The organism is Microcoleus sp. CZ3-B2 (assembly GCF_036705055.1).
Lineage (GTDB): Bacteria > Cyanobacteriota > Cyanobacteriia > Cyanobacteriales > Microcoleaceae > Microcoleus.
Genome location: NZ_JAUBTN010000024.1, coordinates 41708 through 56541, shown reverse-complemented (window position 1 = coordinate 56541; position 14834 = coordinate 41708). Strand labels below are relative to the sequence as shown.

The following is a 14834-nucleotide window of genomic DNA, read 5'->3' as shown; positions in this document are numbered from 1 at the left end:
AAGTTAGTAATCGATCTTGGCTAATTGTTTGAATTAATCATTCGCCCTTAGCTGTTGACCGATCTCTAATTTCCAGCGTGCCCTATTTTCTATGAACAATTTTCTGGTATTGCTATTGTCTAAATCGCTAATAACTTTTGGGACAGTTTTGGCGATCGCTTATTCTGCTGTTTGTCTGTTTCTATGGGCCGCGCAAGGTAAGTTTATCTTTGTTCCAGCGCGGGCGATCGAAACTACGCCAGATGATTGGCAGTTGAAATATCAAGATGTTTTGCTGCCAATTCCTACTAAAACAGGTGCGGTGGAAACCGTGCACGGGTGGTGGATTCCTGCCTCGAAAAACCCCCGCAAGGTTCGGGGGGAAGTAAGAGAAGCCGCTCGGGTTAACCCATCGGTAGTTTTGTACCTGCACGGTAACGGTTCAAATGTGGGAGCAAATGTCGAACACGCTAATCGATTTCATCGCTTAGGTTTTTCGGTATTTTTGATAGATTATCGCGGTTACGGAAAAAGCCAGGGCGATTTTCCGAGCGAATCTGGGGTGTATGAGGATACTGAATTTGCTTGGGATTATTTGGTGAAACAGCGCGGGATTCACCCGAATCAAATTTATATCTACGGGCATTCTTTGGGAGGGGCAATTGCGATCGATCTGGCAGTGCGCCACCCGGAGGCGGCGGGGTTAATTGTGGAGAGCTCTTTTACTTCGGTGCGGGAAATGGTGGATTTCCGACAAGGGCTGTTTTGGATGTTTCCGATCGATTTTTTGCTGACTCAGCGGTTTGATTCTCTATCAAAAGTCGATCGCCTGCAAATGCCGGTGCTATTTATTCACGGGACTGCCGATACTGTAGTTCCATCCCCAATGAGCAAAAAACTGTTTGATGCAGCACCAGAGCCCAAACAGCTTTACATGGTTCCTGGTGGAGGTCACAATAATGTTGCAGAAATCGGCGGCGCAGAATATCTGCAAAGATTAAGCCAATTTTGGGATATTCCAAAATAGATAAAAGTTGTTGGCGCTAACAGTGATTCTAGTTATTGTAGGGTATGCGCGGCGCACCAGTTGAGTTGGTAATAGTTAGCGACGCATGGGGGGTGAGAAACCGGGTGTCTTATAATTTTAGGTTTGGTAACGAGAAATATAGCAAGAAACCAGGTTGTTAGGTTTTCAAGCGCGATCGCCAATCAGGAAAAAGGAATATCTAGAGATTCTACCGCTTAATTCAACCTTAAAACATTCAGCCACCAATCCTTGATAGGATAGCAGTAATTACAGTAATTATTTGTAATAATCGGTTGTGGTTGATTAATTTCGCAGCCTTTCCGAGAGGTTTTTCGATTCGGCATCTTGGCACCGCAAAGATTGGCATCTGTGAGATTAGTTTTGTTCAATCTCGCATCAGTTAAATCGGCGGCTCTGAGGTCAGCACCGCTGAGATTTGCACCACTTAAATCGGCTTCTTGGAGGTTGGCACCGCTGAGATTTGCACCACTTAAATCAGCATTTCTCAAGTCTGTTCGACTTAGTTTAGCGGCGCTCAAATTACTGCATTTTAAGTTAGCCATCATCAGGGATGCTTCTTGAATAGAACTATTGCTAAGGTTGGCATTTTCTAAGCTTGCTCCCCTGATGTCGGCCCTGCTCATGTCGGCTTTGCTGAGGTCAGCGTAGGCCAAAAAGGCATTTCTCATGTTGGCGTTGTTTAAATTAGCTTCAATTAAATCAGCCGCAGTTAAGTCGGCATCAACTAAGTCGGCCCTGCTGAGAGTGGCACGGCTCAAGGAAGCGCCGAACAAATCTGCACGACTCAAGGAAGCACCAAATAAGTCGCATCCGGGACATCCTCTGGTTGCTAGCAGCCGCTTGACTAAAGACAGATTTTGAGCTTGTAAGGGAACGGCTGCACAAAATGGAAGTAGTAATATAGCTGCTAGAATTGTCAGTTTGATTTTGGTCATAAGGTGTAGCGCATTTAAATTGTATATTTCAATTCCCAATCAAACGTTGTAAAATCCTTTTTCTTTTTCCGTCTTTCACCTTCTAAGCTGTTGTGCAAATAAACATTGTATATTTCGACGATCGATCAAAAATCTTTTCTCCCTATCCCCTTCTCCCCGTCTTTACCCGCTCGCGAAGCCGAAGGGAGCCGAAGCAAGCCGAAGCAAGCCCCTCTCTCCCTCAATCACCATACACAATTGGGATGCACAACAGCTCATCTCTTTCTCTCTCGAACATAACAGACTATCTTTGGCTTGGCCCAAGTCTGGTAAGTCTTGGAGATCGCGCGCCGAGTCGTCTGCTAGAATGACGCGCGGGCTAAAAATAGGGTTTATCGGTTGATTCGGCGCTGTCAAACCCAATATTTCTCACAGAAGCCGGGTTGTTGGTGCCAGTCCTAGTCTAGTGCGCTGACGGTGTAAGATTGGTCGGCGCGATCGCACTTGCGGATATTACCTAGGCTTTTAGGATGAGCTCGCGCACAGCTACACTCCCTTGCAACTTCCACAGGAGCGTAGCTGTGCGGGCGCTGAATGCGTTGCATTTTTGAGCTGGCGACGGCTGGGACAAATAGCTGGCGGGGGGCATTGCATAAATATTGGTACTCGCGGCAGCAAGATTTTGCTCAGGGGGGCGAATTTTCTCCGTACAGGCGATCGGTAAATAAGCCAATTGGCTTAGACTCTTAAGACATATTGCTGATGCCTTACGTTCTATAAAAAAGATAGCATTCTGGTGTGAGCGCGAAATAATACCGAGCAAGCAAGTATAAAATACAACAACTTGGCTCACCCGGTCTGAAAATCGCTAAAAATTAATACTTTTACACAGGGAAAATAAATGTTGAACAACATAGACGAACTGGCCGAAAGTGGCAGAGGCATCAAACTGATGTGGCAGATTGCAGACGAGTTAAGCTACACCCGGACTCTCGACGGTCAAAATTGTTTGTCACTCAGCAAAAGTTACGAAGTAGAAGGTCGCAATAAAGAGCCAAATAAAAAAAATTCTAAAGCTTTAGATGGATTAATGAATTTATTAAATAGATGGGATTGGCAGAATGAAACAGACCAGGAAGCAGAGCTTTACGAAACTTCTGTTCAAAACATGAGCCTGCAAGTCAACACAGATGTCAATGCTTTAACTATAGTTATGGATTGGTTTGAGCAATTAAAAGATTTATCGCTACCCAATGAAGTTTGGTTCCAGCTTCAGTTAGCTTTAGCTGAAGGTTTTATTAATGCAGTTCGCCACGCTCACAAAAATCTGCCAGTAGAAACTCCCGTTCAACTAGAAATTACCGTGTTTGACGGACACTTGGAACTCAAAGTTTGGGATTGCGGCCCGAGTTTTGATTTTGATGCTAAGCTCAAGGAAATTATTGCAGCAGATAGAAAACCAAGCTTCGATTTAGAAGTTTTGAACTATCTTTGCTTGATTCCTAGCAGAGCAAAAAGTTTGGATATGTATCGGCTTTTAATTGCTGGGTAGTGGGGTAGAGGGACAATTAAAAGATTGGAACAATTGAAGATGTGTTATGCTAAAAACGGTGTCAGGGGAAGAGTTACGGGTTTTGTCTTCGCGTAGGTGAAGGGTCTTGAATACTGACGACCTGCTGCAACTTTGGTTTTCAGCTAGGAGCTTGGGTGAGTCTGTAGCAGTTCTAGAGCAACGGGTCGATATGTCAGTATATTTGAGATTAAAGAATTGAAGAATGAGAGATTTACTTGCAGCGCCGCGAATCACCCAGTCGGGAACTTGAGTCTAAAATTTGGGAAGATTCACGACCGTCCTATGCAGCACGGTATCGGTTTTGGGGCTGGTCAAGTTAAAGATGAAAAATTAAAAATTATTGTGAATATTTTTTAATTCGATCGCAATATCTGGCTCATGACAAAAAATAATTGATTGAAAGCCTCTCCCTTTTAGGGATAAATTTAAAAAACACTATTGATTGCGACCATTCTCTGCATTCCAGGTAAGTCGCCCTCATCTGTCAGATCGTATCCGGTCGATTACCACAATAAAAACGGTTCGTAGTGCGTCATGGTGTCCGCATTACGAACTTTGTTGATTGCGCGACGGTACATGATATAAACTATCAATATTCAACTGAACGAACAATTACTAATGATTTCCAAAGAAACTTTATTTGTACTGTCTCTATTTCCCTACTTGGGATTTCTCTGGTTTTTGACTCGCTCGGGAAAAACACCTCGCTTAGCTTTGATAGGGTTTTACGGGACTCTGGTTTTTGTGGCTGTGACTATTCCCGCCGCAATTTATGCAAAAGTTGCCTACAACGAGTCACTAGCAAATGTCGATTGGCTGCACGGTTCTGCGGAATTATTCTTGACACTTGCCAATATTTTACTGGTTTTAGGCTTTCGGGAAGCGGTGATTAAAGCAAAAGCATCTTCACAGAATGAGAGCGAAAAGCAAGAGTCTATTGTAGAGGGAGAAAATAGTTGCGGTTAATACCATTTTAGATCCTTCGACTTCGCGATGGTACAATTTTGAGATTGAAGAATTGCGAAGGGCTGATGAATTAAGGGTTAGGAAGTTATTCTGCCGCTGCATTCTTTGGGGAAACTTCTATAGCACTTATCACTCTCTCAATTCCTCAATTCCTCAATCTAAAATCTAAAATCTAAAACTTGTTCGCTTGCGAAGTCGAAGAATCTAAAATCTGAACCTGTACCTCATCGAGAGTGAAAAAGGCTATATATAGTGCTGTCTCTCAGAGCGAGTTGTACAATACGCGAGCTATTGAGGTGCTCGCTCAAATGCAAAACACAGATGTTTGTGTTGGCGATCGGTTTGCCCTGCAAAATTTTAGGAAAGTATTAGAATATATAAAAACTCACCTCAAGCACTTCTAGTCACTGACTCAACCTGAGATGCGAGCTAGATTTTGGGTCGATTAACCCGATTAGTCAGGTCCGATTGACTTTAATCTCGCGCCATGAGTTGAAACAGACTACCATATTTGCTAAGTTTAGCCGTGGTGGGACTCTCCAGGCAGGAAAAAAGATGAGCTATTGCCTCAATCCCCATTGCCAGAAGCCGCAAAATCCTGACTCAAGTAAGTTTTGTCTGGCGTGCGGCTCAAAATTGCTGCTGAAAGAGCGTTACCGCGCCCTTCAACCTATCGGTGAAGGAACATTTGGCAGAACTTTTTTAGCTGTCGATGAAGATAGGTTAAAAACTCGCTGCGCCATCAAACAATTTTTTCCGCAGGTTCAAGAAAAGGCAGAGTTAGAAAAGGCAACTGCACTGTTTAAACAAGAAGCTCAGCGGCTGTACGAACTCGGAGAACACCCACAAATTCCAAGTTTGTTGGCTTCTCTTGAACAAGGAACACATCTGTATCTTGTGGAAGAGTTAATTGAGGGAAATAATTTATTTCAGGAGTTGCAGCAGCGGGGAGCTTTTAGTGAGGAACAGATTTGGGAATTGTTGATTAATTTGTTGCCTGTTTTGCAGTTTGTTCACGAGCAGCAGGTGATTCATCGGGATATTAAGCCGGAAAATATTCTGCGGAGAAATCCCCAAAATCTCAGGGCTGCCCGATATTGCAACTCGACTGCAGCGAAAGGAAAAAAAGGGATAATTATGCCTGAATCTGCTGCTGTACAGGGTGCGGCGAGGGGTGGTCAGTTTGTGCTGGTAGATTTTGGGGTGGCTAAGCAGATTAGCGTCATTTCTGAGGCGAAAACTGGTACGATAACTGGAACTGCTGGCTATGCGCCGATCGAACAAATTCGCAGCGGCAAGGCTTATCCGGCGAGCGACCTTTACAGTTTGGGCGTTACGTGCATTCATCTGCTGACTGGGGCGGTGCTGAATGATTTGTTTGATGCTTTGGAATGCAAATGGATTTGGCGATCGCACTTAGCGCAAAAAGGCATCAAAGTCAGCAAAAAATTAACAAGTATTTTAAACAAATTGCTCAAAGATTCAGTAAGAGAGCGATATCAATCCGCTGCTGAAGTGCTGCAAGACCTAGTACATTTTGGGCAATATCCCCGCTCTCAAATCGCTTATAATTATCGACCCAAAATAGCTATCAATTCGGCAGTAACTAACTTGCAGCAAAATAGATCGACCGCTGTCTCTGTCGCGCCGATCCACAAGATTCACGTTGCAACTGCTTCCCCTAGCAACCAGAAATTATTGTCTCGTAACTGGCGCTGCGCCTGCATTCTTCGCGGTCATTCAGGCTCGGTTAATGCTGTTGTAATTAATCCTCAAGGCAATATTATTGCTAGCGCCAGCGACGATAAAACAATTAAGCTGTGGAACCTGCACACAGGTGAATTAATTCATACTTTTTTCGGCCATTCTGCAACGGTTGATGCTGTGGCTATCAGCCCGGACGGAAGAATGCTGGTTAGTGGCAGTTTTGACAGAAAAGTTATTGAGTGGAAGCTGGATAAAAAGGCGATGATTCGCGAGTTTTACAGCGATTACGGTTCGCCCTACAGTCACCGGTACGGCTCGGTGTATTCGGTGGCTTTTAGCTGTGATGGAGGCGCAATTGCGAGTGCTAGCGGCGACAAGAGTATTAAACTGTGGAACCAGCACAACGGAGCCTTGGTGCAAAAACTTTCGGGACATTCTGACAAGGTTTTATCTGTGAGTTTCCGCCCTCAAAGTATGATTCTGGCGAGCGGTAGTGCGGACAAAACTATTAAGATTTGGCGTGTAGGTATTGCGGAGAGTGTACGGACTTTTGTGGGTCATTCGGATTGGGTTTATGCGATCGCCTTTAGTCAAGATGGCAAGACGATTGTCAGCGGTAGTGCGGACGCTACGCTAAAATTGTGGAATGTCGATACAGGGGAATTAATTAATACTTTGAACGGGCATTCTGACGCAATTATTTCGGTGGCGATTAGTCCCGATCGCTCTATTGTGGCTAGCGGCGGCCGAGATGGTACGGTTAAACTGTGGAACTTGCAAACAGGGGTATGTTTGTGCAGTCTGGTTGGGTGTAATCCGGTGGCTTTTAGTCCTGACGGTCAAACTTTAGTCACCGGTGGGGATGGCTACGAGGTGTTAGTTTGGCGGGCGTTTGTTTAGTTGGGCGAGATAGTTGAGATACTGAGAAATGCGATCGGCATCCGCGTCAAGTAAACGACTGGCCCAAGAATGTATGTTAACTTGCGATCGCACTTCTCGAAACACCGCAGCATCCCCGCGATTGTCGAGAGGAAAAACCCAAGCATCAAATCCCGCAGACTTGAGGCGGCTAACAGCACCACCGCCATCTTGTACCCATAACTTAGGGTTAATCCGAAGCGGCTGACAGCAATATTTACCCACAACAATTCCGCCCACAGAAGCCCTAGCATCCTCTCGGCGATCGGAAAGTTCTTCCAAAAGAGCTTTGAGATAATTGAGTTTTTCTGCATCTTGTACTTGCTGCGGTGTAAACTTGACAATCACCATTTCTATAACTTCCACAGGTTTTGTCGATCGGGCAAAGTTAACCGGTTCCGTCGCCAAATAATTTTGTCTTTCCGGTTGCGCCGCCCAAGAACTTTGTGTTTCCGATTCCCTCGCCCAAGAATTTTGTATTTCCGGTTGGGCTACCTCGATCTCCTCTGCAACTTGTGAATTTTCTACAGGCTTTGCAGTGTCTACAATTATCTGAATTTCTTCGCCATCTTTCTCTATTTTTCCACCAATTAGCAAAATCGCATTATCTACAATGTAAGGTTTCACTTGTTCGTAAGCCTTGGGAAATACAACAGCTTTGATTTGATTAGTCAAATCTTCTAATTGCAAAATTGCCATCGCATCGCCCTTTTTTGTCACTACAAGTTTGATAGCGTTGATCGTTACAATAACCGAAACTTTCCCTTTTTTCTCCGCCAACTCTGCCAGAGTCACAACATCTGGATCTTGATTAGATTCAAGCAGAAACTTGAGGGGATGTTCTGATACATAAAAACCCAGCAATTCTTTTTCTAAACGCAATTTTTCCTGTGTATCAAAATCTTTGACAGTCTTTGATTTTGGTGCAGACTCAAATTTATTCGCCGAGTTCCCAAAGCTATTCCCACCTAACAAGTCAAACAGATTACCTTGACCACTTTCCCGGTCTTTCTTGCGGTCTTGAGCCCATTTCATCACCCCTTCGAGGTCGTTTACCAATTGCTGGCGGTTGGGATCGATTTTGTCAAAAGCACCACACTGAATTAAGGCTTCTAGGGCGCGGCGGTTGACAGAATGTAGATTTACGCGATCGCACAAATCCGGCAGCGACTTAAACTTACCCCCTTCTTGGCGCGCCTCCAAAATATTTTCAATAGCCCCCTCACCCACATTTTTAACCGCCGAAATTCCAAACAAAATTTTATGTCTTTCGGCCTTTGTCATCTCTATAGGAAGCGGCGTAAAAATAAGTTCAGAGCTATTAATATCAGGTGGCTCAACGTCAATCTTCAGCTTGAGACAATTAGCAATATATCTCTGTACCTTCTCCTGATCGCCGCTATTAGCAGTCAGCAGTGCAGCCATGTATTCTACAGGAAAATTTGCCTTTAAATAAGCAGTTTGGTAAGTGATATAGGCATAGGCCATTGAATGGGATTTATTAAAGCAATATTCTGCGAATTGTAGCATTTGTCCGAACAACTCTTCGGCAACTCTTTGAGTGACACCATTCTTAGTTGCCCCATCAATAAATGTTTCCTTTTGCTTCTGCATTTCATCAGCCTTCTTCTTGCCCATTGCGCGGCGCAGCAAGTCAGCTTGACCTAAAGAATAGCCCGCCAAATCTTGAGCCATCCGCATAATTTGCTCTTGGAAACAAAGCGTTCCATAGGTTTCTTTTAAAATTGGTTCTAACAACGGATGGTCATATTTAACCACCTCTCTACCGTGTTTGCGATCGATAAATTGTGGAATCAAACCAGCATCCAGCGGGCCGGGACGATAAAGCGCCAGAATAGAAGAAATATCATCCAGACAGGAAGGTTTAATTTTTTTTACTACATCCAGCATCCCAGAAGATTCTAGCTGAAAAATACCTTCCAAATCTCCTTTTTCTAAGAGTTGATAAGTTTTTGCTACATCACCTGGTAACTTGTTGTTCCTAGTAAATGTCTCTTGAGCTCTGCGTTCAATATCAGAAGGTAAGGCTTCGGCATCGATAATTATATCTTGCGTTTGCTTAACATACTCGACTGTTTTTTGGAGAGTTGTTAAATTTTTAAGTCCCAGAAAATCCATCTTCAGCAACCCCAAAAATTCCAAGTCTTCCATGAAATATTGGGTAATCACAGCACCATTGTCATTTTTTTGCAATGGTACAATTTCATCAAGGGGTTGGGAAGAAATGACCACACCGGCCGCGTGAACGCCATAGGTTTTGTTAGTTCCTTCAATGCGAATTGCCATGTCAATCCACTGACGCACTGGAACTTCGGTGCCAGTTTCTGCATTTATGCAAATTGTATTTTCGTAGTTGTCTTTAAAATCCTGTGCCGGTGTTCCCTCGGAAATCATCACTTTGAGTTTTTCCGGTTTCCCCCGCGACACGGGAATCATTTTTGCCATTTCGTCGGCTTTTTTGTAGGGAATTCCTAGCACTCTAGCAACATCTTTCAAGACAGCTTTTGATGTCATTCTGTTGAAAGTAATAATTTGTGCTACGCGGTCTGTGCCATATTTTTCCGTAACATATTTAATCATATCGTCGCGTCTTTCTATGCAAAAATCGCTATCGATATCTGGCATAGATTTACGTTCGGGATTGAGAAATCTCTCGAACAGCAATCCGTGGTGTACGGGGTCTATGTTGGTAATGTTGAGGACGTAAGCAACTAAAGAACCTGCCGCAGAACCACGTCCTGGCCCGACGGGAATATTGTTATCTCTAGCATATTTCATGTAGTCCCAAACTACTAAAAAATATTCAGAGAAACCCATCTGCTGAATCATTTTTAGCTCATATTCTAGTCTTTGTTTGTAGACTGGGGGGATTTCGTTTTTGGTGCGGCTTTTGAGGCGTTCTAATAGTCCTAGCCAAGATATTTCTTCTACATAGGTATCGGCGGTATGTTCTGGGGGAATTGGAATTGTGGGAATCCGAGCTTCTCCTGTTAGCTCGTATCTTGATACTTTGTTTGCTACTTCTAGGGTAGTTTCGATCGCCTCTTTGATGGTTTCGTCGTCCAAATGGTCTCGAAACAGTTGCGCCATCTCGTCAGCGGACTTAAGATATTCTGTACCGCTGTAGCGCATCCGCTTGTCTTCTTCAATCAGTTTGTTGGTGTTGATGCACAGCAAAGCATCGTGGGCTTCTACGTCGTTACAAGAAATATAGTGAGAATCGTTAGTGGCGATTATTTTTATATTGAATTCGCGGGCAATTTTGACGATTTCCACATTTACCATCCGGTCTTCTTGGGAACCGTGGTCTTGAATTTCTATATAGTAGTCATCCCCAAATACTTCTTTATACCATTTGGCAACTTCGCGCGCTGTATCTAGCTTGTTTTGGAGAATCATTTGGGGAACTTCGCCACCCAAACAAGCACTGGTGACAATTAAACCTTCGGAGTATTGTTTGAGCAGGTCTTTGTTGATGCAGGGGCGGGCAAAAATACCTCGTTCTGGCATTCCCTGTAAGTGAGAAATTGTGGTGAGTTTGACGAGGTTTTTATAGCCTTGGGTATTTTTGGCTAAGACAACTTGATGGTATTTTCTTCTACCTCTAACTTTGACTTCGATGTCGCCGTTGACGACGTACATTTCGTTGCCAATTATGGGCTTGATGTTTTTATTTCGGCAAACTTTGATGAGTTCGATCGCGCCGTACATCACTCCGTGGTCCGTAAGGGCGATCGCGGGCATCCCTAATTCCACCGCCCGTTCGGCGAGCTGCTGTAGCTGAGAAGCGCCATCTAGGAGGCTGTAATCGCTGTGAATGTGCAAACCAACGAAGGACATGGCGATTTGAGATTTTAGCTTTTAGTTTTTAGACTTTCGATTGTACACTATTGCCGTTGAGAAAGATAAATTGATTTTTTATTTTACAGCATCGGCAACGTACAAAAACTGGTTTTTTGAACGAAATATATAGGTTTGAATGCTATATTTTATGTCAAAAAACCGATTTTTACCACAGGTGCAACATCTCACAGAAGAAGTCGGTAATTTAATAGCTAATTCTGTAGATTTGCTTACAAATTTGCTTGTTTCAAATAATCTTCTAAATCTTTAACGCGCTGCTGTGTAACTTTTGCTCTGCAAGAAATGTATACAGGAGCCGCCAAAGTACCGCCTTCAAAGTGTCCGGCTTCATAGCTGCAAGTTTCATCGCGAAACTTGAGCCAACTACGCTGTGCAACCGTCAATCTTTGCTGCTGTTTGCTGTTGAGTTTAGCCCGAAGTTGCTGATATAATTGATTGAGCTTGGTGTCTGCTGCTTTGAACTCTTGACTAGAACACATATTCATGTCTAGCGTGGTTTGAGGACTTTTACAGTTAGGCTGTTGGGCGACTTCCTGGAAATTATTGCTGGCTTTGCTCTCCTGCAATAATCCGCCTGCTAATACGAGGGAAATTGTTGTAAATGTTGCCCAAAAAGTGCTATTTTTCATTGACTTGACACCTCTTTTAATCTTGAATTTTCTCTACTGGTTGAGCCGATCGCCAAATCCACCAAGCCGCCGCCCACAGAGTAAAATTGCCGATGAGAGTCATCGCCGCTTGCAGGGTAACGATCCATTCTAGGGCTGGGGAGTTGTCAAAATAGTGCCAAGTGCAAGCACACATGGCGCTGACTAGGGCGGGCAGCATTCCGGCGGAAAGGGCCCACCAAGCTCGGTTTTGAGTGACTTCGCCGTAAGTCCAAATTAACCAGATGGCCGCAATCCACTCGACGACGCTAGAGATGTGAATAATCCAGGTGGGAATTGACAAAACGTGCATTTTTTGTATTCTAAAATAACAGAGAACGGGGAAGATAAAATATGTATTTATTTGTTTAAGACTGTTAACTGTTAACTGTTAACTGTTGACTGCTGACTGTTGACTGTTAACTGTTGACTGTTAACTGTTGACTGTTGACTGTTAACTGTTGACTGTTGACTGCTGACTGTTAACTGTTGACTGTTAACTGTTAAAATATTTTACGGATCGACCGCAACAATTAGATATTGTAATACTTAGATTCCCCATTATAAACCAAGAGTAGAAATGCGAGCAATTTTGTGCGGCTATTACGGTAAAGGCAACGGTGGCGACGAGGCGCTGTTGGCATCGCTACTGCAAATGTTACCAGATGGGGTGACGCCGATCGTCCTGTCTGGCAATCCTGTCGAGACAAATCAGCGGTACGGGGTAGCTGCGCGCGATCGTATGAATGCGTTTCAAGTTCTCGAAGCACTCCGCACCTCCGACGCGCTAATCTGGGGAGGCGGCAGTTTGATCCAAGACGCTACCAGCATTGTCAGCCCTTTCTATTATGGGGGTTTGATGGGACTAGCGCAACAAATGGGCTTAAAAACAGTTGCTTGGGCCCAGGGAATTGGGCCTTTAAATCGAGAGATTACCCGCAAATTATCTCAGCGGTGTTTTGCTGGATGCACCGCCGTCAGCGTGCGGGATAAAGGCTCAGCTACCTTACTTGCAGATTGGCAAATTCCGTTCACTTTAGCGCCCGATCCCGTGTGGGCTTTAGAAAATTCCCCCGTCTCCGGTTTATGGAATTTACCAGCGCCCAGAGTTGCAGTTTGTTTGCGCTCCCATCCTACATTAACTCCCGCCAGATTGTCAATTCTAACTCAAGCTTTAGTTGACTTTCAAAAAGCAACCAGAACCTTAATTTTACTGCTACCTTTTCAAGCATCTCGCGACTTAGAAATTGCCAAGCATTTGCACGAAGCCCTGCCGAAACGAAGTGAGATACTTAGTTTAGACGATCCGAGAAAATTGAAAGGACTATTCCGGGGAGTCGAAATGGCGATCGGGATGCGCTACCACAGTTTAATTATGGCAGCATCGGAAGAATGCCGCTGTTTTGCCCTCAGCTACGATCCCAAAGTAACTCAATTGATGGATGAGTTAGAAATGCCGGGATATGTATTATCAGAATTGCCCGAAGATCCCTATTTAATCAGCAAAACCTGGATCGAACACTACGCCAACGGCGACGCACTATCGCCAGAAAGGATAAAATTTATTGTAGGGCGATCGCTCTTTCACCAGCAAGTATTGCAAACCGCACTCCAGCAGTCTCAGTAAGAGGTAAAATACCGTGACAGCCAGTACAGCCGACTTAAAAATTACCTGGGAAAAATTGCCAGAAGACTTCATTTTAGACGAGGAACCTGTGGAAAATATCGACCAACCCTTGCTCGCTGCGGCCTTGCGCGAAATCTTAGAAATCCCAGGGCTAATTGTAACAGGAATATTAGTTGCCCCCAACATGGGAATTTGTGCGACAGTAGATAGCAAGCTAGTTATCAAAGCTCCAGATTGGTTTTATGCCCGCAACGTACAAACGCTTGAGAGTAAAGAAATTCGCCGCAGTTACACTCCCAACTTAGAAGGAGACATTCCGGCGATCGTGATGGAGTTTTTGTCAGCTACTCCCTGGGACGAATACTCTAGCAAACCAACTTATCCCCCCGGCAAATGGTATTTTTACGAACAAGTATTGCGAGTACCAATCTATGCAATTTTTGAACCTGCTACTGGATTGCTAGAAATCTACCAGTTGGATTCATCAGGAAAGTATCAAGTACAGCAACCCGATCTAAACAATCATTATTGGATTGCCGGAGTTGGGTTATTTCTAGGTTTTTGGCAAGGAACAAAAGCCGAAAGAACCGGATATTGGTTGCGGTGGTGGGATGAAAGCGGACAGATGTTATTGTGGGGAGCAGAAATGGTAGAAAGAGAAAGGCAGGAAAAAGCAAATGTTCAACAGCGGGCCGATCGACTAGCCGCGCAATTAAGAGCAGCAGGAATAGAACCAGAATCATAATACAATAATTTAGAAATAAAAAATCGTAGTGTTAGGATTTTTTATTTCTAAATTCATCTGCGTTAATCCGCGTTAATCTGCCTCGATCGGCAATTAAAAATCACATTCAGGAGACAGCAAAATTGGCAAGAGTTAGAGTTCGGGAACACGTCAATCCCCTATCAATTAGATATCAAGCATCCGCAAGTCCCCCAGATTGGACTAAAATCTATGCCGACTTAAATTTACCGCTGCATCTAGATATCGGCTGCGGTAGAGGAAGGTTTTTGTGGCATATGGCGCAAATCCAAACAGATTGGAATTTTCTCGGATTAGAAATTCGGGAACCTCTGGTAGATGAGGCGAATCTGTGGCGCGATGAAAAAGGCTTGACAAATTTGCACTATTTATTTTGCAATGCGAATAGTTCCCTGAAGCCAATTTTAGAAACTTTGTCCGCTGGTATTTTGCAGCGAGTCAGCATTCAATTTCCCGATCCGTGGTTCAAGAAAAAGCACCACAAACGGCGGGTAGTACAGCAGGAATTAGTCAGCGAGTTGGCTACTTATCTGGCTGTTGGCGGTGAAGTGTTTATTCAATCGGATATTGAGGAAGTAGAAGTCGAAATGTGCGATCGCTTTTCATCTCATCCCAGTTTTCAGCGTCAAAATGGCGGGGAATGGCTAGCAGAAAATCCCCTACCCGTTGCTACGGAAAGAGAAATTGCTACTCAAAAACGAGGCGAACCAGTTTATCGAGCACTGTATCAAAAATAATGCTCGCTTTTGCAAACTCACCTTTGTTATATAGCCTTTCTCAGTAACATGAGGTGCTCTCGTGGGGATA

13 protein-coding genes are annotated in these 14834 nt (G+C 44.1%); 8 read left to right on the top strand and 5 right to left on the bottom strand.

Annotated elements, in window-relative coordinates; translation table 11 throughout:
• Positions 1-91: 91 nt before the first annotated feature.
• Positions 92-1006 (top strand): alpha/beta hydrolase, encoded by a 915-nt coding sequence (locus QUA97_RS13390; RefSeq protein ID WP_333194860.1) that lies wholly within the window; start codon positions 92-94, stop codon positions 1004-1006.
• A 215-nt stretch (positions 1007-1221) separates the two neighbouring features.
• Here the strand turns inward: QUA97_RS13390 and QUA97_RS13385 are convergent, their stop codons facing one another.
• Positions 1222-1962: a pentapeptide repeat-containing protein gene (locus QUA97_RS13385; RefSeq protein ID WP_333194859.1), complete on the bottom strand. Its 741-nt coding sequence runs from the start codon at positions 1960-1962 to the stop codon at positions 1222-1224.
• 437 nt (positions 1963-2399) lie between these two features.
• On the bottom strand, positions 2400-2546 hold the full coding sequence (locus QUA97_RS13380) for a hypothetical protein (RefSeq protein ID WP_194066841.1): 147 nt from the start codon (positions 2544-2546) through the stop codon (positions 2400-2402).
• A gap of 296 nt (positions 2547-2842) precedes the next feature.
• Here QUA97_RS13380 and QUA97_RS13375 point away from each other — a divergent pair, with 296 nt between their 5' ends.
• The 4 genes from QUA97_RS13375 to QUA97_RS13360 all read left to right on the top strand — a co-directional run bounded on the left by QUA97_RS13375 (position 2843) and on the right by QUA97_RS13360 (position 7087).
• Positions 2843-3493, top strand: a complete 651-nt coding sequence (locus QUA97_RS13375; protein ID WP_333194858.1) for an ATP-binding protein — start codon at positions 2843-2845, stop codon at positions 3491-3493.
• 639 nt (positions 3494-4132) lie between these two features.
• Positions 4133-4480 (top strand): DUF3593 domain-containing protein, encoded by a 348-nt coding sequence (locus tag QUA97_RS13370; RefSeq protein WP_194011872.1) that lies wholly within the window; start codon positions 4133-4135, stop codon positions 4478-4480.
• A 233-nt stretch (positions 4481-4713) separates the two neighbouring features.
• Positions 4714-4884, top strand: coding sequence for a hypothetical protein (locus QUA97_RS13365; RefSeq protein ID WP_194066843.1), 171 nt, complete (start codon positions 4714-4716; stop codon positions 4882-4884).
• A gap of 151 nt (positions 4885-5035) precedes the next feature.
• The gene (locus tag QUA97_RS13360; protein ID WP_333194857.1) at positions 5036-7087 is read left to right on the top strand and encodes a WD40 repeat domain-containing serine/threonine-protein kinase; all 2052 of its coding nucleotides are present in this window, start codon (positions 5036-5038) and stop codon (positions 7085-7087) included.
• Here the strand turns inward: QUA97_RS13360 and QUA97_RS13355 are convergent.
• The 3 genes from QUA97_RS13355 to QUA97_RS13345 form a co-directional block, all read right to left on the bottom strand.
• A complete protein-coding gene (locus QUA97_RS13355) occupies positions 7064-10966 on the bottom strand; it encodes a DNA polymerase III subunit alpha (RefSeq protein WP_333194856.1) in 3903 nt (1300 codons plus the stop codon). The two genes, QUA97_RS13360 and QUA97_RS13355, sit on opposite strands and share 24 nt — an antisense overlap.
• Before the next feature lie 233 nt (positions 10967-11199).
• Positions 11200-11619 (bottom strand): lysozyme inhibitor LprI family protein, encoded by a 420-nt coding sequence (locus QUA97_RS13350; RefSeq protein WP_194066846.1) that lies wholly within the window; start codon positions 11617-11619, stop codon positions 11200-11202.
• Between the two features lie 16 nt (positions 11620-11635).
• Positions 11636-11950, bottom strand: coding sequence for a DUF2499 domain-containing protein (locus tag QUA97_RS13345; RefSeq protein ID WP_194066847.1), 315 nt, complete (start codon positions 11948-11950; stop codon positions 11636-11638).
• Between the two features lie 267 nt (positions 11951-12217).
• Between QUA97_RS13345 and csaB the strand changes: the two genes are divergently transcribed.
• The 3 genes from csaB to trmB all read left to right on the top strand — a co-directional run bounded on the left by csaB (position 12218) and on the right by trmB (position 14764).
• Positions 12218-13264: a polysaccharide pyruvyl transferase CsaB gene (gene csaB, locus QUA97_RS13340; protein ID WP_333194855.1), complete on the top strand. Its 1047-nt coding sequence runs from the start codon at positions 12218-12220 to the stop codon at positions 13262-13264.
• A gap of 13 nt (positions 13265-13277) precedes the next feature.
• The gene (locus QUA97_RS13335) at positions 13278-14009 is read left to right on the top strand and encodes a Uma2 family endonuclease (RefSeq protein ID WP_333194854.1); all 732 of its coding nucleotides are present in this window, start codon (positions 13278-13280) and stop codon (positions 14007-14009) included.
• Positions 14010-14131: 122 nt separating this feature from the next.
• Positions 14132-14764, top strand: coding sequence for a tRNA (guanosine(46)-N7)-methyltransferase TrmB (trmB, locus tag QUA97_RS13330; protein ID WP_333194853.1), 633 nt, complete (start codon positions 14132-14134; stop codon positions 14762-14764).
• The last annotated feature ends 70 nt before the right edge of the window (positions 14765-14834 follow it).